Origin of the sequence: Epilithonimonas zeae (assembly GCF_023278365.1) — a bacterium.
Taxonomy (GTDB): Bacteria; Bacteroidota; Bacteroidia; order Flavobacteriales; family Weeksellaceae; genus Epilithonimonas; species Epilithonimonas zeae_A.
Genome location: NZ_CP075338.1, coordinates 128886 through 145978, shown reverse-complemented (window position 1 = coordinate 145978; position 17093 = coordinate 128886). Strand labels below are relative to the sequence as shown.

Annotated in this window: 13 protein-coding genes; 5 read left to right on the top strand and 8 right to left on the bottom strand. The window is 37.0% G+C overall.

Annotation, left to right across the window (positions count from 1 at the left end):
• Positions 1–564 precede the first annotated feature (564 nt).
• The 3 genes from KI430_RS00495 to KI430_RS00485 form a co-directional block, all read right to left on the bottom strand.
• Positions 565–1302: an ABC transporter ATP-binding protein gene (locus KI430_RS00495; protein WP_317231439.1), complete on the bottom strand. Its 738-nt coding sequence runs from the start codon at positions 1300–1302 to the stop codon at positions 565–567.
• Positions 1303–1399: 97 nt separating this feature from the next.
• Positions 1400–2653, bottom strand: coding sequence for an efflux RND transporter periplasmic adaptor subunit (locus KI430_RS00490; RefSeq protein ID WP_248876345.1), 1254 nt, complete (start codon positions 2651–2653; stop codon positions 1400–1402).
• Positions 2654–2833: 180 nt separating this feature from the next.
• Positions 2834–4138, bottom strand: a complete 1305-nt coding sequence (locus KI430_RS00485) for a TolC family protein (protein WP_248876344.1) — start codon at positions 4136–4138, stop codon at positions 2834–2836.
• Between the two features lie 216 nt (positions 4139–4354).
• On the opposite strand from KI430_RS00485, the gene KI430_RS00480 reads away from it, so the two are divergent.
• The 5 genes from KI430_RS00480 to KI430_RS00460 all read left to right on the top strand — a co-directional run bounded on the left by KI430_RS00480 (position 4355) and on the right by KI430_RS00460 (position 9229).
• The gene (locus KI430_RS00480; RefSeq protein ID WP_248876343.1) at positions 4355–5104 is read left to right on the top strand and encodes an SDR family NAD(P)-dependent oxidoreductase; all 750 of its coding nucleotides are present in this window, start codon (positions 4355–4357) and stop codon (positions 5102–5104) included.
• Positions 5105–5236: 132 nt separating this feature from the next.
• Positions 5237–6031 carry a thymidylate synthase gene (locus tag KI430_RS00475; RefSeq protein WP_248876342.1) on the top strand — a complete coding sequence of 265 codons (795 nt, stop codon included), beginning with the start codon at positions 5237–5239 and terminating at the stop codon, positions 6029–6031.
• A gap of 43 nt (positions 6032–6074) precedes the next feature.
• Positions 6075–6317, top strand: a complete 243-nt coding sequence (locus KI430_RS00470; protein WP_248876341.1) for a hypothetical protein — start codon at positions 6075–6077, stop codon at positions 6315–6317.
• On the top strand, positions 6314–6490 hold the full coding sequence (locus tag KI430_RS00465) for a hypothetical protein (RefSeq protein ID WP_248876340.1): 177 nt from the start codon (positions 6314–6316) through the stop codon (positions 6488–6490). The genes KI430_RS00470 and KI430_RS00465 overlap by 4 nt, the downstream gene beginning before the upstream one ends.
• Before the next feature lie 228 nt (positions 6491–6718).
• Positions 6719–9229, top strand: a complete 2511-nt coding sequence (locus KI430_RS00460) for a M1 family metallopeptidase (RefSeq protein WP_248876339.1) — start codon at positions 6719–6721, stop codon at positions 9227–9229.
• Between the two features lie 178 nt (positions 9230–9407).
• On the opposite strand, the gene KI430_RS00455 is transcribed toward KI430_RS00460, so the two are convergent.
• The 5 genes from KI430_RS00455 to KI430_RS00435 form a co-directional block, all read right to left on the bottom strand.
• A complete protein-coding gene (locus tag KI430_RS00455) occupies positions 9408–9791 on the bottom strand; it encodes a DNA-binding protein (RefSeq protein WP_248876338.1) in 384 nt (127 codons plus the stop codon).
• 352 nt (positions 9792–10143) lie between these two features.
• On the bottom strand, positions 10144–10443 hold the full coding sequence (locus KI430_RS00450) for an MGMT family protein (protein WP_248876337.1): 300 nt from the start codon (positions 10441–10443) through the stop codon (positions 10144–10146).
• 2 nt (positions 10444–10445) lie between these two features.
• Positions 10446–12908, bottom strand: a complete 2463-nt coding sequence (locus tag KI430_RS00445) for a DUF5686 family protein (protein ID WP_248876336.1) — start codon at positions 12906–12908, stop codon at positions 10446–10448.
• 185 nt (positions 12909–13093) lie between these two features.
• Positions 13094–14824, bottom strand: coding sequence for a cellulase family glycosylhydrolase (locus KI430_RS00440; protein WP_248876335.1), 1731 nt, complete (start codon positions 14822–14824; stop codon positions 13094–13096).
• A 233-nt stretch (positions 14825–15057) separates the two neighbouring features.
• Positions 15058–16992, bottom strand: a complete 1935-nt coding sequence (locus KI430_RS00435; protein WP_248876334.1) for a heavy metal translocating P-type ATPase — start codon at positions 16990–16992, stop codon at positions 15058–15060.
• Positions 16993–17093 lie beyond the last annotated feature (101 nt).

Sequence of the window (17093 nt, the reverse complement as noted above, 5' to 3'; positions counted from 1 at the left end):
TCATTTTTTCAGCTTCATTGCTTCTACATTTTCGTCTGCATTATAGGTTTGCAAAAAGTTCACAACATTAATTCCTCTTCATTTTTTTCCATAGGTTGAAACTTATGGCTATTGGGATTGAACCCTATCGGGTTCTTGAAATCTATTTTTTCAATTCCAGGGGTTTTACCCGCGGCTATTCATATTGAAGTCTACGGCTTCTTCAAAAAAAACTTTCTGCAAACCTGACTTCTTCATAATCATTTCATTATCTGGTTCATTTTCCTGCTACATTGCTTCGGCATTTTCATCGGCATTGTGGGTTTGCAAAAAGTTTACTTCATTAATTCATCTTCATTGGTTTCTAAATATATTTGAACAAGTTTATTATTTCGTTGTCTTTTTATTTTGAGAGTCTACACTCATCTTTGTTTTGTTCTGAATGACAAACACTGCATTTAACATTGAATCTCTCGTAGCCCGACTTGAGCGGAAATCCTTTTTTGCCAACCTTCAAGTTCTATTTAGACCAAAATCGTCTGCAAAAAAGATTGGGAGCGGAAGGCGGATTAGCTACCCAAAAAATTATTCTGCTTTTGGAAGTTTTATTAATTCGTCTTTGGCAATCAGTCGGTTTTCTACGGTTTTGTCTTCCTTGATTAATCCGTCCCGCAAAATCACGGTTCGTTTGCTGAATCTCGCTATGTCGTCCTCGTGCGTTACGAATCCAATCGTAATTCCTTGGTCGTTGAGTTCCTGAAAAAGATTCATCACTTCGTAGGAAGTTCTGGTGTCAAGATTTCCGGTTGCTTCGTCTGCCAAAAGGATTATCGGATGATTGACCAAGGCTCTCGCAATCGCAACTCTCTGTTGTTGCCCGCCTGAAAGCTGACTCGGAACGTGTCCCATTCTGCTTTCCAAACCGACCTGTTTCAAGGCTTTCACAGCACGCTCTCTTCTCTCTTCCGCCGACACTTTGGAATTGTAGAGCAAAGGCAGTTCTACGTTTTCCAGCGCACTGGTTCTAGCCAATAAATTGTAGGACTGAAATATGAATCCGATTTTGGTATTCCTGATTTCCGCCAGTTGGTTTTTGTTTAAATCTTTGACCAAAACGCCGTCCAGTTCGTAAGTTCCTGAAGTCGGCTGGTCGAGACATCCCAAAACATTAAGGAATGTTGATTTTCCCGAACCACTGGTTCCCATAATCGTCACAAATTCGCCTTCGTTGATAGTCAAATCAATACCTTTCAAAGCGTGAACGATTTCGTCGCCCATTTTGAATTCGCGTTTCAGGTTTTCTATTTTGATGATGGGTTTCATTTCTTTTAGTTCAAGGTTTAAAGTTCTAAGTTTAAGGTTTATTGATTTCAGTTTTGAGTTTAACATTGAACTTTAAACTCAAAACTTTGAATTAATATTAATTCGGTGGACCTTGGTTTGAACTTGACTTTTTGTTGTTATTGCTAGGTCTTTTCGGCATAAATGGACTGTTTCCGTCTCCGCTCGATTTTGCAACTGGTTCTGTCTGTTCGTCAAGTGAGGTTACGATTTGTTCGTTTCCTGTAAGTCCGCTAACCACCTGAATATTGATTCCGTCATTGATTCCGATTGTGATTTGTTTTTGGGAAAGACTTCCGTCATTATTCTTAATCCAAATGTATTTTTCTTTGCCTTTTCCTGTTTTGATTTCAGGAATTTTCGCCGTGATTTGATTTTGCTGATAATATTTCTGCAAAGTTTCCGTATCAGGACTGAAAGCGATTGCCGAAGCGGGAACCGTATTTGTACCTTTTAATTCCTGAGTGAAAATCGTAATCGTTGCCGTTAAACCAGGCTTCAGTTTTCCTTCGGAATTATCAGCATCGATAATTACGGTGTAAGTCACAACATTGGACGAAGTTTTCGGACTTAAACGAAGCTGTCTTACTGTTCCTTTGAATTCCATTTCGGGAAACGCATCCACTGTGAAAGTGACTCTTTGTCCGTCTGCAACATTTCCGATATCGGCTTCATCCACATCTGCCTGAACCTGCATTTTCGTAATATCTTTTGCAATCGTGAAAAGCGTCGGAGTCGTCATACTTGCTTGGACAGTTTGTCCTGCTTCCACTTCTTTGCTCATAATAACACCGTCAATCGGCGCATAGATATTAGCATAACTCAAATTGGTTCTCGCCTGCGAAAGTGTTGTTCTGCTTTGATTAACTGTTTGTTCCGCATTTTTCACCTGATAAGAAGCTTGTTCGTAGTCGGCTTTGCTGATAACCCCAGCTTTGTACATACTGTTTTGACGGTTGTAATTCTGCTGGTAATAATTCAGATTGTTAAGCGCCGAATTATATTGAGCTAAAGCATTGTTCACCGATTCCTGAAGATTGGTTTTATCAATTTCTGCCAAAAGCTGTCCTTTTTTCACAACGCTGTTGTAATCGACATAAATTTTATCAATCAAACCAGAAACCTGCGTTCCCACCTGAACCGTATCAACTGGTTCTACAGTTCCCGTTGCCGTAACCGAAGTTGTAACATCCTGCTTTGATAATTTCACCGTCTGAACCGTGATATTGGCATTTTTTTCCGCTGAGAAAAATTTGTAAACGAAGAAAATAACAATCGCTGAAACAAGAACGATAATGGAATTTTTGAAGTATTTTTTATATTTTGGATTCATAGCTCTGGATTTTTAATTTCTTTTTTCTGTTTTTAAACATTAAGTATTTAAGTTAAATGCCTTAATATTCTTATTCAGATTGATTTATCAATTCTTAAATATTCAATTTTAATTTTCTAAAATTCTTAATGTTTAATATTTAAGGAATAAACAAGTTTATTTTTATTTAGAGATTTAAGTTTAGTTCGTTGTCAAAGTTTTTCCTTGATAAAAATTCAGTAACTGTGTGTACAAAACTGCCATATATTTTGACTGAAGATACGTTTGCTCATTCGTCAGATACGTGTTTCTGCTTACCGCCAATTCCGTTGTTGTCAAACCACCGAATTCATATTTTTTACTGGCCAAATCATAAGCGAGTTTTGCATTGTCTCTTGCCACTTTCGATGATTTTTGCTGAGCCTGATTCGCTATTGCGTTCTGCCAAGCTGTTTCAATGGATGAATACAAAGTTTTGCTTGCACTTATTTTATCGAGTTTATTCTGTTCAATATCGATTTGAGCTAGTTTGACATTCGTATCATTTTGCTTTTTCGAGAAAATCGGAATGTTGAGAGATAAGCCAACTGATTTGTTGAAATTGTTTTTAATTTGAGTAAAATAACTATAATCCTGGGTGCTCGTAAAACCTGTATTCAATCCTGCCGTTGCAGAAAGTGTCGGTTTGTAACCTGCTTTTGTGATTTCAAGTGCTTTTGCAAGAATCTCGTTTTGGGAATCATAAATTTTCAAATCCGGAAGATTTTCTATGGCTTGAGCAAAAACCTGTTGTTTATCCGGAATGGATTCCATTAAATCCGTCAGTTTTATTTTTTCGATTTGAAAATCAACACTTGGGTCGAGTTCCAATAATTGTTTCAGTTTCAAAACCTGTTGATTGTAAAGATTTTCACTGTTCACAACCGTGTATTGATTCTGCGCATCCTGAGTTTCAACATCCGCCAAATCCAATTTCGAAATCGCTCCGTTTTTAAATTTGGTCTGAGTTAGTTTCAATTCCTGAGCGGAAGAACTTGCTGTATATTTTGCACTTTCGATTCCTTCATAATAATATAAAGCTTGTAAGTAAGCATTCAAAACATTCAAAACGATATTGTTTTCAGCTTGTTTCTGATATAATGAAGACTGGTCGAGAATCATTTTATTCTGTTCGATTTGAAGATTCAGTTTATTCCCCTGATAAATCGTCATATTGCCACTTAAACCGAAACTATTTGACAAAATATTCTGGTTCACAAATGAACTCGTAATAGGGTCGATACTGGAACCATTCGTTAAACCAATCGATGAAGAGCCATAGATTGTCGGAAGTTTGTTATTTTTCTGCTGTTGATAATTCAAGGAAGCAGTTGTCTTGTCCAAAACCGTTTTTTTCACGGTAATGTTGTTTTCTACAGCATAATCAAGACAATCCTCAAGCGTCCATACTTTTTGAGCCGGAGCAAGGATTCCGATGAAAAGCGTTATGATGAGATATTTTTGCATTGTTCGTCTGTTTTACGGGAACAAAGTTGTCTCATATAAAAAATAATATCAAATCTATTAGACGAACCGACGGATTTTATAGAAGAAAACCAAGATTTTTCCGACTACAAATTTTACTATTGCTTCAAAAAGAAACATTTATGAAATAATTAACGATTTAGGGGTTTCGTTTGCATCATTTTTGTAACTTTAATATCAATTAATAGTACATTTATTATGAAAATTCTAGACAATAAAGTAGCTTTGGTTACAGGTGCAGGTTCAGGAATTGGACTGGCAATCGCAAAATTATACGCTAAAGAAGGCGCAAAAGTTATCGTTTCCGACATCAATGAAGAACACGGAAAATCGGCAGTTGAAGAAATAAAATCAGAAGGCGGAGAAGCGACTTTTGTAAAAGCAGATACTTCGAATCCTGAACAAGTTGAAGCACTTGTCAATGCGACTGTAAAAGCTTACGGAAGATTAGATATTGCCTGCAACAATGCAGGAATTGGTGGCGAACAAAAATTAACCGGCGATTACAGCATCGACAGTTGGAAAAAAGTTCTTGATGTGAATCTTGACGGCGTTTTTTATGGCTGTAAATATGAATTAACCCAAATGGAGAAAAACGGCGGCGGCGTTATCGTCAATATCGCATCCATCCACGGAACAGTTGCGGCACCGCTTTCTTCGGCTTACACGACTTCAAAACACGCAGTTGTTGGTTTAACCAAAAACATTGGAGCGGAATACGGACAGAAAAATATCCGTTGCAATGCAGTCGGTCCAGCTTATATCGAAACACCACTTTTGGAAAGTGCAAGCGGAGATATGAAAGAAGCTTTGATTTCTAAGCATCCGATGGGAAGATTGGGAAGACCGGAAGAAGTTGCAGAATTGGTTCTTTTCCTAAGTTCTGATAAATCGTCTTTTATGACTGGTGGTTATCATCTTGTTGACGGCGGTTATACAGCGATTTAACATTTAGAAATACATATTTTAGGAAGCATTCACTTTTTGTGGATGCTTTTTTCTATTACTAATATTTGTGTTTTTGGATGCTTTTTAAATTTAAAATTCTTTATTTTGTAATCCTAATTATTAGCTTTCAAAATGCAAAACTACCTTGATTTACTTCAGCATATTTTAGATAACGGAACCGATAAAACCGACAGAACAGGAACAGGAACACGCAGTGTTTTTGGCTACCAGCTACGTTATGATTTGTCGAAAGGGTTTCCTTTGGTAACGACGAAAAAGGTTCACTTGAAATCTATTATTTATGAATTGCTATGGTTCATCAAAGGTGATACGAATATCAAATATCTGAAAGACAACGGCGTTTCTATTTGGGACGAATGGGCAGATGAAAACGGGGATTTAGGTCCTGTTTACGGAGCACAGTGGAGAAGCTGGAGCGGAGCCGACGGAAAAGTGGTTGACCAGTTTTCCGAAGTCATTGAGCAAATCAAAAAAAATCCGGATTCCCGCAGATTAATTGTTTCTGCCTGGAATGCTGCTGAAATCCCGAATATGGCTTTAGCACCTTGTCACGCTCTATTTCAGTTTTATGTTGCTGATGGAAAATTATCGCTTCAATTGTACCAAAGAAGTGCGGATGTTTTCCTGGGGGTTCCTTTCAATATTGCGAGTTATGCTCTTTTATTGATGATGGTGGCGCAGGTGACAGGACTTGAAGTTGGCGATTATGTTCATACTTTTGGCGATGTTCATATTTATAACAATCATTTTGAGCAGGTTCAGAAACAGCTTTCGAGAGAAACCAGACCTTTACCAACAATGAAACTGAACCCGGAAATCAAAAATATTTTTGATTTTGATTTTGAAGATTTCACTTTGGAAAATTATGATCCGCATCCGGGGATTAAAGCGCCGGTGGCGATATAATTTTAGTAATAATTTCATTAACTTTGATTAAAATCCTGAAATTATGGAAATTAGAATCAGTTTAGAAGAATATGCAGATGTTCCTTTCATTAAAAAACTTTTGTCTCAGATAAAAGGGGTGAAGAATGTTGAGATTACTGAGGATAATAAAACTTATTCCTGGGAAGAGATTGAAAGTTCTGACGAGTTTAAGCAATTAATTGAACAAAGCAGAAACCAAATCAAAAACGGAGAATATGAAGAGTTTTCAGATGAATTAATTGATTCTATTTTTAATAAAAAATGAAAATAGTTTTTTCAAAGGAAGCTATTAAAAGCCTCCAGGAAATAACTGATTTTTTGAATTATCGCTGGACTCAAAAAGAATTAAAACTATTCAAAACAGATTTGAAAAGATTTAAACAATCATTGAATGATAAAATAATTTCTTATCCTACAGTAGATTCGGACAGCAATTAAGATTTGCTTTATTAGGAAAGAAACAAGTGAAAGTATATTTTGATATTCAAACTGATTCTGTTGAAATCTTATTATTTTTACCTTCAAAAGGTAATCCTGAAAATGTAACAAAACTTTTAGGAAAATAAATACATAGTGAAGCCCGAAACCTTCACTTTTTTTGTAACAATTATCTAAAAATCAATACAGATAATTATTTAAAATAATCAACGAGATAAATTCGGAAGAATGAAAAAAATATTCATTGCGGCACTCTTTCTAGGTGCAATTTTTAATTCAAATATCACTTTTGCACAGACGGAAACTTCTGGCAGAAACGTTCCTTACAGAGCAACTCATACCAAAACTACAGAGCTAAAACATACCAAACTGAAAGTCAATTTCGATTATCAGAAAGAACAAATGAATGGCGAAGAATGGCTGACTGCAAGTCCGTTTTTCTATGCGACCAACGAATTGGTTCTTGATGCAAAAGGAATGTTGATTCACGAAGTAGCTTTGGACAAAAATGGTTCTAAATCCCCTCTTAAATTCGATTATAAAAACGATGAGCTGAAAATCACCCTTGATAAAACATATCAGAAGAATCAGGATTACACAGTTTACATCAAATATACAGCCCGTCCGAATGAAGTAAAACAAGAGGGAAGCAAAGCAATCAGCGATGCAAAAGGTCTTTATTTCATCAATGCGCAGGGCAAAGACCCAGATAAACCAACTCAAATATGGACTCAGGGTGAAACAGAATCTTCTTCAGCCTGGTTCCCTACAATTGATAAATCCAACCAGAAAACAACTCAGGAAATCTATATGACTGTTCCTGATAAATATGTTACCCTTTCCAACGGTATTCTGAAAGATTCTCAAAAAGAATCCGGAAATATGAGAACCGACCATTGGGTGATGGATAAAAGACATTCAACTTACCTTTTCTTTATGGGCGTTGGAGAGTACGCTATTGTGAAGGATAAATGGAGAAATATTCCTGTCGATTATTACATCGAAAAGGAATATGAGCCTTATGCAAAACAGATTTACGGAAACACGCCGGAAATGATTGAGTTCTTTTCTAAGAAGTTAGGCTATGATTATCCTTGGGCAAAATATGCGCAAATCTCAGGAAGAGACTATGTTTCCGGAGCAATGGAAAATACAACGGCAACGCTTCACGGAAGTGATATTCTTCAGAAACCTGGACAACTAATCGATGAGAATAAATGGGAAGATACCATTGCTCACGAATTGTTCCACCACTGGTTTGGAGACTTGGTTACAGCAGAAAGCTGGAGTAACTTAACGGTTAACGAATCTTTTGCCAACTATTCAGAATATCTGTGGAACGAATATAAGTACGGAAAAGATCAAGCCGATTATCACCAGATGGAAGATGTGAACCATTACATTCATAATCCTGCAGATTTCAAAAAGGATTTGGTGAGATTCGATTATGCTTCCCGTGAAGATGTTTTCGACTTGGTAACTTATCAGAAAGGTGGTGGAATTCTTCATATGTTGAGAAATTATCTTGGTGATGATGCTTTCTTTGCCGGAATGAATGACTATCTAAAAACGTATGAATATGGCAATGCCGAAGCACATCAGTTAAGATTAGCATTCGAAAAAGTGTCTGGAAAAGATTTGAACTGGTTCTTCAATCAATGGTATTTCGGAAGCGGACATCCGAAATTGAGCTATACTTCAACTTACGAACCTGTTAAAAAGCAAGTAACTGTGGTCATCAATCAATCTCAGGATCAGCCTTTTGAGTTTCCTTTGGCAATTGATGTGTATGATAACGGAAAACCAATCAGAAAACAAGTTTGGGTAGATGCCAAGGCGAAAAATACCTTCACTTTTGATTCTTCTAAAACACCTGATTTGATTAATATCAATGCTGACGGAATCCTGGTTGCAGATATTACGGAGACTAAAACACCAGAACAAAGTTTCCTTCAGTTCACGGGATCTAAAGAATACAAGAGCAAATCCATCGCTCTAAGCAATATTAAAGAAGATGCTGGGAAAAATCCTGCAGGCATCAAATTGTTGGCAGCAGCATTGAAAGATCCTTTCTTCAGAATCAGAGAACAAGCATTGGAACAAATCGATTTAACGATTCCTGAACAAGCAAAAGTTTTGACTGTTGAGGTCGAAAAATTGGCTTCTAATGATCCGAAAACTCTGGTTCAGGCAGCAGCAATTTCAGCTTTAGCAAAAACTAAAAATGCTAAGTACAGTTCTATCTATGAAAAAGGATTGAATGCTGTTTCTAATGCTGTAAAAAGTTCTTCATTGGCAGGAATTGCAGAATTGGATCCGTCAAAAGCAGCAGCATCTATTGAAAACATTGATCTGGACGGTGCCTCAGATGATTTGATTTCAAAATTACTTCCACTTATTGTATCTAAAAAGATAGAAAAACAGATGCCGGCTATCGGGACAACGGTTGCCTTCTACCCTTTTATCAAATTCCAGGATCCGACTTTAGGTAAATCTGCTGAGGAAGGATACAATTGGATTATGAGTTCTGACAACCTGAAAGCGACTGAGAAAGTAACTAAAGTTTTGGTTCAGGCAAAATCTCAAATGCCGGACAATCCACAAGTGAAAATGATGATTGTACAAATGCTGAAAGACGGTCTGAACAAGAAAATGGAAGTTCTGAAAAACAATCCGAACAGCCCAACCATCAATCAACAGATTGATGCCATCAACAAAACAATTGAAGCTTTTAAATAAAGTCTCATCACGAATATCAACCAAAAAGCCATCTCAATAGAGATGGCTTTTTTTATTAAGTTATATTTTAAGAAATAAATCCCGCAGACCAAAATAGCAAAAAAACACAAATGATTAAGACAGTACAATCCACCAACCAATACTATGAGATCTGCGGGAAAATCATCAACCAAAAAACTTAGCCTTTCTTCTGGAACGTGGCCAGCTTCAAAGCATCTTTTATCATTTTACCGGGGCGGAACACCGCTTTTACAGTTTTGATATTGGCAGCCGTCACTTCCTTCTCTGTTTCTGCACCCACACTAGATCCGCCAGCTTGCAAGGTGAAATATTCTCCTACGTAAACAATTTTACCATCGGCTACATCCTGAGCAATCTTCTCGAAAGTGCTTTCCAGAACGGCAAGGATATCGGCTTTTGAAACAGTGGACATTGTACTGGCGTGCTTTGCAAGATCAGACAAAGTGGTTTTGCCATCACCCACGATATTGGCGTAATACTTTGCTGGTGCTTCCAAATCTCTTGGATTTTTCCGCGGAACTACATTAAATTTAATAGACATTGTTTGTGTTTTTAATTAAAAATTAAATTTTATTGAATGAGATAAATGTATAAATTTTAATTAAACAAAAAAGCAAATTGAATTAATATTTTCCATCTGTAGATAAAAATCTACAAACAGAATGAAAAACAACAAGTCGTTTTATAAAAAACATCTTGACCTTTTGATTAAAACAACTTGATCTTTTCATCAAAACATCAAGTTGTTTTTAAGTGTCTTCTCAAATGTCCTATTCATAGGACTTGCGAAAGGGTCTTTTTTGAGATTAATTTCATTATAAATAGGAGTCAATTTCTGTCATTAATTATGAAAAAGAAAATCCCTTAGCTCGTAACTAAGGGACATTTATTAATTATAATTCCTCCAATGGATCCCAAAAAAGGGATTTAAAATCTTTGATCTTCCAGTTCTCCTGTACCACCACATTTTCTTTTTCCAACCTTTCCCGGAACGATGGGACAGATAATTTCCCGGAACTGCTGATAACCCTGTGCGCCGGAACATCTTTGGGACAGCCACCCATCGCATTGCCCACGTGGCGGGAATGATTGGGATAACCCACTGCCTTTGCAATAGCACCGTATGTAGACACCCGACCTTTGGGAATCAATCTGGCAACTTCATAAACCTGTTGCTTGAATAGATCGTTCATTTTTAAAATTCTAGAAGTTTGAGCTTGAGCTGGACTGCAAAATTATCTTTAAAATTGTTATTGGCATAATGCCCGACTCTGTAAAAGAAACCTAAATTAAAACGGGAACTCAGGAAGTTGTTGTATTCGAAACCGACTTCCTGGTACAGATGATCCAAAGGCGAAAATTCGAACTGATGATATTCCGGGTTTTTCATATTACCAATCACACCTTTATAAATAACATCAAAACTGGACGTGTTCTTACCAAAACTCTTGAAATACCAAGGAATGCGATGCGTGATAAAGTAGCCGGCAAACTTATCATTGAAATATTTCCCTGCAGTCATCGTAGCGAATCCAAGATAGGTCGTGAAATTGAAATTGGATAAGATGCCTGTATTCTTATTAGAATCCAAACCACCCATTTCGAAAGCGTGCCATATTGGTGCTTCGCCTAGATAATAACCACCATAAACTCTTGTCCCGGTATTTCCTAAAATAGTCCTGAACTGATGTGTGTACAGAACATCCAGTCTGCTATAATTGAAATCGCCGCCCAAAGTTTTGTAGCCTTGTTCATAGTTGAAATAGACCTCCGGAAAGTTCTGGTCATATGTATATTTTCCGGCAGGCGTCATAATGTTTTTACTATTCGGAGAGAATTTGATCGTCGCCAACGAGCTGAATGTCGTAAACTGCCCGGACTGATTCATAAACTGATAATCGAATCCTGCTTCTTCGGTCTGTCTTTTTGCAGAGACATTTAAAGTTAAAGAATTAGAAAGATCGATTTCATAACCTGCGCGGAAACCGTCATATTTATAATATTTATCGTTCTGAATAGACATTCCCGTATTATTGATGGACATCTTCATATTCCAAAGATTTTGGCTGAACCTCCCCGAAGCGGCCACATCGTGGAAATATTCGATTCGGAAGAAAGAATTTCTTTCCAAAGTGGTTCGGAAGTCGATCCCTGCACCGTACTTCCAATCTCTGTCCTTGAAGCCGTAAGCCAGATAAACATCAGGCGAAATGTAACGGTTGAAACGCTCATTCATCTTAAAGCCAGCGCCTAATCTGAAACCTTCGTAACGATTGTATTTGGTTTGTAAAGGATCAATATCTACCAGTCCCACCGTGAATTTTCCTCTGAGTAATGCCGTTAAAACTTTGACTTTGCTGTCCAGCGTATATTTTTTCCCGAGACTGTCAATCTTGACATAAGTCTGCTTTTCCCTGGTTGTAAGACTATCGGTTCTGTATTGATCCAACAATGTTCCATCTGCATTCTGAACGCCCATTGTATAGCCACTAAACTGCGATGCTTTGAGTTCTACAGGCGTTTGGAAATCGAAATAATCGGCTTTCATATAAGCATAATTCCCAAATCTTTTGGTTTTGGATAATCGCTCTTTTTTCTCTTCAGCCGTCTCGTTGTCTTTCTTTTTAACTGTCGAAAATTCTGATGAACCCATTTTGATTTTAAGGTTCTCGGTCTTCAGAAACCATTTGTTTTGAATCGGAATCCAAACCGAAGTGATGCTTCCGTCTGTTCTTACTTTACTATTACTCTCGATTTTTTTGATGGCATAAGTTTCTTTGTCGATGTACAGATAACCGTTGTATTTTCTACGGTTAACAGGCACTTTGTAATCCACCTGACGGAACCGGATAACGAAATTCTCTCTGCCATCAATATCGATGGAGTCTGTTAAGAAATATCTATAAAGGCTTCTGTTTTCAGGAAGGATTTCTCTTGGGATTTTGTCTCTGTTGGATCTCAGAGCCAGCATCTCATAAACAGGATTTTTCAAGCCGGAGATTCTATTATCCAGGATATTGACTTTCTCGCCATATTTTTTAGAATACAAAAACTGCATCGCACGTTCCCAAAGAAACATTTTGCTGTCCTTGATAACCGACATCATCTGTTCACCTTCTATCGAATCTTTTTTCTTTTTATCTTTCTGGGCAAACTCACGATTCGGAAGCTTTGATAATGAATCTTCTCTTGCGTCTATGAACTTTCTGTACTCTCTGATGCTGTCTTCGTCTACATCATAAGACATTTTCTCATACGACTTGTAGGAATAAGAATCTAATGCATTAGGAGAATTATCTTTAAAACTTCGGAAAACTTTATCTATGATTGCCAAAGCTCTCGGGTCGCTTTCGTTGGAAAGTACAACACCTTCTATCTCGTGGGTTTTGGCGTTTTGTCTGTCCAGTTCCAATTCCATTATTTTGTCAACAACCACTTCGTCCCCAATAAATCCATTGATTTCCACATCTACTTTGGAACATTTGGTTGTGAAAGTGGCTACACCTTTCTCATCGGTTTCCGTTATATACTGGTTGTTGCAATAGATTTTTGCGCCTTTGATAGGTTTATGATTGTCCGCTCTAAAAACACTCAGCGTGCTTTGGGAAAAAACAAATGAAAAACAGAACAGAAAGATTAAAGAAAAGAATTTGTTCATAGTTTAGTTTTATTAAGTAGTCAAAAAAAAATCGTGATTGTTACGAAAATTCTTCTTTCTAATTTACAAATTAATTTATTACAACAAATTACCTTATACAATATCAAGCCAAAGTTTGTCTTACAAAGAAAAAACCGAACATTTTTCAACATTCGGTTTTATTGGTTTGTTTAAAATTTAATTTTTTATTGAAGTTCGAAGTAATTAAGATTAGCATTTCCAGCTTCAAAGTACAATCTGAGTTTGTTTTCTCCTTTCGTTAAGTTGATATTATTTACAGAAACTGTTTTCCAGACTTTTCCGGTTGGAGCTAATTTTATATTGCCCAAATCATCACCATTTTCTGTTTTGATGACCAATTCAGATGCTTGAGTGGATTCATTATTATATCTGATGTTCAACTTATACTTCTTAGCCAGATTGCTATTCACAGTATATTGCACCCACTCTCCTTTTTCAGTTTTCCCAACATAGTATTTGTTGGTGATTTTATCATTACAAGCGTAGATATCAACGCCATCATTTCTCATTTTATTTCCGGAGTTCCATTCTGTATGAGTTCCATTACTCACCCAAAGATTTTGGAAATCGTTATCAGAATAAGCGCTTCCAAATCTTCCCAAATCATATTCCGTCGCAAAGATTCTTCCCGGCGCTTTATGGTTTTTGTAAGGTTTTGTGCTCTCATCATTCACCTGGCGGAACAATGCATCGATGACATCCTTCTTCACTTCTACATTTTCCAATTTATAATTATCAGCAATCTTCATCAATGTTTTCTTGGCGAATTCTTTTGTCGGCTTTTGTCCTCCATTTTTCCAGTAATTCAATAACTTCTGATAATCTGGAGTGATTTTTACATTGGTTACACCCGCGATATTGTCAATCTTTTTCATTGGCCAATAAGCATAACCGATATTATTTTTCAATAACAACTGATTGAGTTCGGTAAACCAAACGTTGGAATTTTCTCCGGTTTCGCCTAACCAAGCCGGAACATTTAATTTTTCCCTTAAATCGATAATATTCTGGATAGCATCTTGAGAATTAGTTGTCCAATATTTGTGAAAACTCAAAACCAAATTATCATCCCAAAGTTTTGGCAAACCATTGTAATTATTTCCCCAACCGTTACCTTCGAGAATGATGATATGCTTTTTATCAACCTGGCGAATGGCTTCCGTAATATCTTTCTGAAGCTTCCAAAGTGGCGCGTTGGACATCTCGTCGGTTCCATTCGGATTTTTTCCTGTGAACGGATAGTTAGGTTCGTTAATCAAATCGTAGCCGCCAATCCATTCCTTATCTTTATAGCGTTCCGCTAGCTTTTTCCAAAGTGCAATGGTTTTTTTCTGGTTCTCTTCACTATCCCAAAGATTTGGTTTTGACTTGTCGTTATCCGAAATATTAGCATCGTTTCCTTGCCCGCCAGGCACAGCGTGCAGGTCAAGAATTAAATAGATTTTATTATCCTCGCACCATTTCAAAAGATTATCCGTCATTTGGAAACCTTCTTCCAACCAAGTATTCTGTCCTTTCACAGGTTCTTTTTCGATTGGTAAAGTGTAAAGATTATAATGCATTGGAAGTCTTATAGAATTGAATCCCCATTTTGCTAAAGAATCGATGTCTTTTTTGGTAATCCCATTTTTGAGATAAGCTTTGTAGAATTCGTCTTTTCCATCTTCACCTGCTACTTCTGCAATCTTTTCTTTGATTTGATATTGAGGTCCTGCAAAATCCGCCGTCTTCAGCATATAGCCTTCCTGAAGCATCCAACCGCCCAGTCCGAGACCTTTTAAATAAACATTTTCTCCTTTAGAATTGACAATTTTTTGACCTTGAGTCTTTAAAAAGCCTTGAGCTGTCCCAAATTGAGACAATAAAAGTGTACAAAACACGGCAGTTCTTAACATAATTTCATTTTCAACTAAGATAAAACTATTTTCTCAGTGGACAAATGATTTTGAAAAATTAAGTTTTTTCCGAGGATAATTGAAAAATGATCGGATATGGTTTGTAGATTACTTTTTTAAAATAAATCTGAAGCAGTTAATTCTTCTCGCAAATTTAGCAAATTATGCAGATGAAAAATCTGCTAAATCCGCCAAATCTGCGAGCGTAATTAAATTATGTAAAACAAATTAGATTAACCGAACTTCATATTCTGGATCCGGACCGCATTTAGAATCGCCAAAAGCGCAACACCAACATCTGCAAAAACCGCTTCCCACATATTCGCTAATCCTCCAGCGCCTAAAATCAATACGATAATTTTGACTCCAAAAGCCAAACCGATATTTTGATAAACAATTTTCTTGGTGGCTTTCCCAATTTTGATAGCGGTTGCAATTTTAGAAGGTTGGTCTGTCTGAATGACAACATCCGCAGTTTCAATCGCAGCATCGGAACCTAATCCTCCCATTGCCATTCCGACATCACTCAAAGCTAAAACGGGCGCATCGTTGATTCCGTCTCCAACAAAAGCGACAACTTCTTTCGGATTGCTTTTCAAATTTTCCAGTTTTTCAACTTTTCCTTCCGGAAGCAAGCCTCCAAAAGCAGAATCGATTCCTAGTTTTTTAGCAATATTTTGAGTCAGAGAATCTTTATCTCCGCTTAACATCACCGTTTTTATGCCATTATTTTTCAATTGATTAATTGCCAATTCTGAATCTTCTTTTACTTCATCAGAAATTGTGATGTAACCTTTATATTCGTTATCAATAGCTAAAACAACTGTTGTCTCAACAATTTCTTCCAAGAATTCCGGATAATTGATATTGAAAGTTTTCAGAAGCTTTGTATTTCCGGCAAGAATTCTTTGCTGATTAATAACCGCCTTGATTCCTTTTCCGGAAAGCTCCTCTACAGATTCGGGAATCTGATCAGAAGGGTGAAACTCTGAAACGGCTTTTGCAATCGGATGCGTAGAATGACTCTCAACAGAAGATAAAATGGAAAGAAAATCTTCTTTCGAAATGTTCTCCGGAACAATATCCTGAACTTTGAAAACACCTTTCGTCAATGTTCCTGTCTTGTCCATCACTACAGTCGTAACATTCGCAATGATATCAAGGAAATTAGAACCTTTGAACAAAATTCCGTTTCGGGAAGCGGCACCAATCCCGCCAAAATATCCCAACGGAATCGAAATCACCAAAGCACAAGGGCAAGAAATAACCAAAAAGACCAAACCTCTATATAGCCAATCTCTGAAAACATAATTCTCAACAAAAAGATATGGAATAAGTGTCACCAAAAGTGCCAAAAAGAAGACAATAGGTGTATAGATTTTCGCAAATCTTCTGATGAATAATTCGGTTTTGGCTTTTCTGGAACTTGCATCCTGAACCATTTGGAGAATCCTTACAATCGAACTATTTTCAAATAATTTGGTCGTTTCGATTTCGATGACTTGGTCGAGGTTCAACATTCCGGCAAGAACTTCTTCTGATTTTTGGATTGATGAGGGTTTGCTTTCACCTGTTAAAGCTGATGTGTTGAGACTTGCTTTTTCTGACAACAAAACACCATCCAACGGAATCTTCTCTCCTACTTTCACCTGAATCTTTTCCCCGATTTTGACATCTTCCGGAGAAATGGTTTTCCAATTTCCATCCCGGAAAACCGTGGCTTCTTTTGGACGAACATCTAATAATGATTTGATATTATTTCGAGCCCTATTAACAGCGGATTCCTGGAACATTTCGCCGATTGTATAAAATAGCATTACCGCAACACCTTCCGGAAATTCGCCAATTGCAAATGCTCCGATAGTAGCAATTCCCATCAAAGAAAACTCATTGAAGAAATCTAATTTCTTTGCCAGTTCCAATGCTTCTTTGAAAACTGTGAACGCCACTAATATATAAGACACGAAATACCAGCTAAATCTCAGCCAACCATTGCTGGTAAACCAACCGGCTTTAATCCAGAAATCCAAAATGAGTCCAGAAAAAAATATGATTAAACTGGTGTATAATGCAATTTTTGAATTACCGTGAGAATGGTCGTGGTCACTGTGGTCGTGAGCTCCGTGGTTGTGTTCTTTCTTCGGTTTTGTACTGCAACACTCTTCCATATCGAAATAATTTTTAACAAAGATATTGCTAATGCAAATGCAATGCTATTGCAAAGTTTTATGGAATGATATCTTCGAGAGCCTCAGGCTGATACAAATTA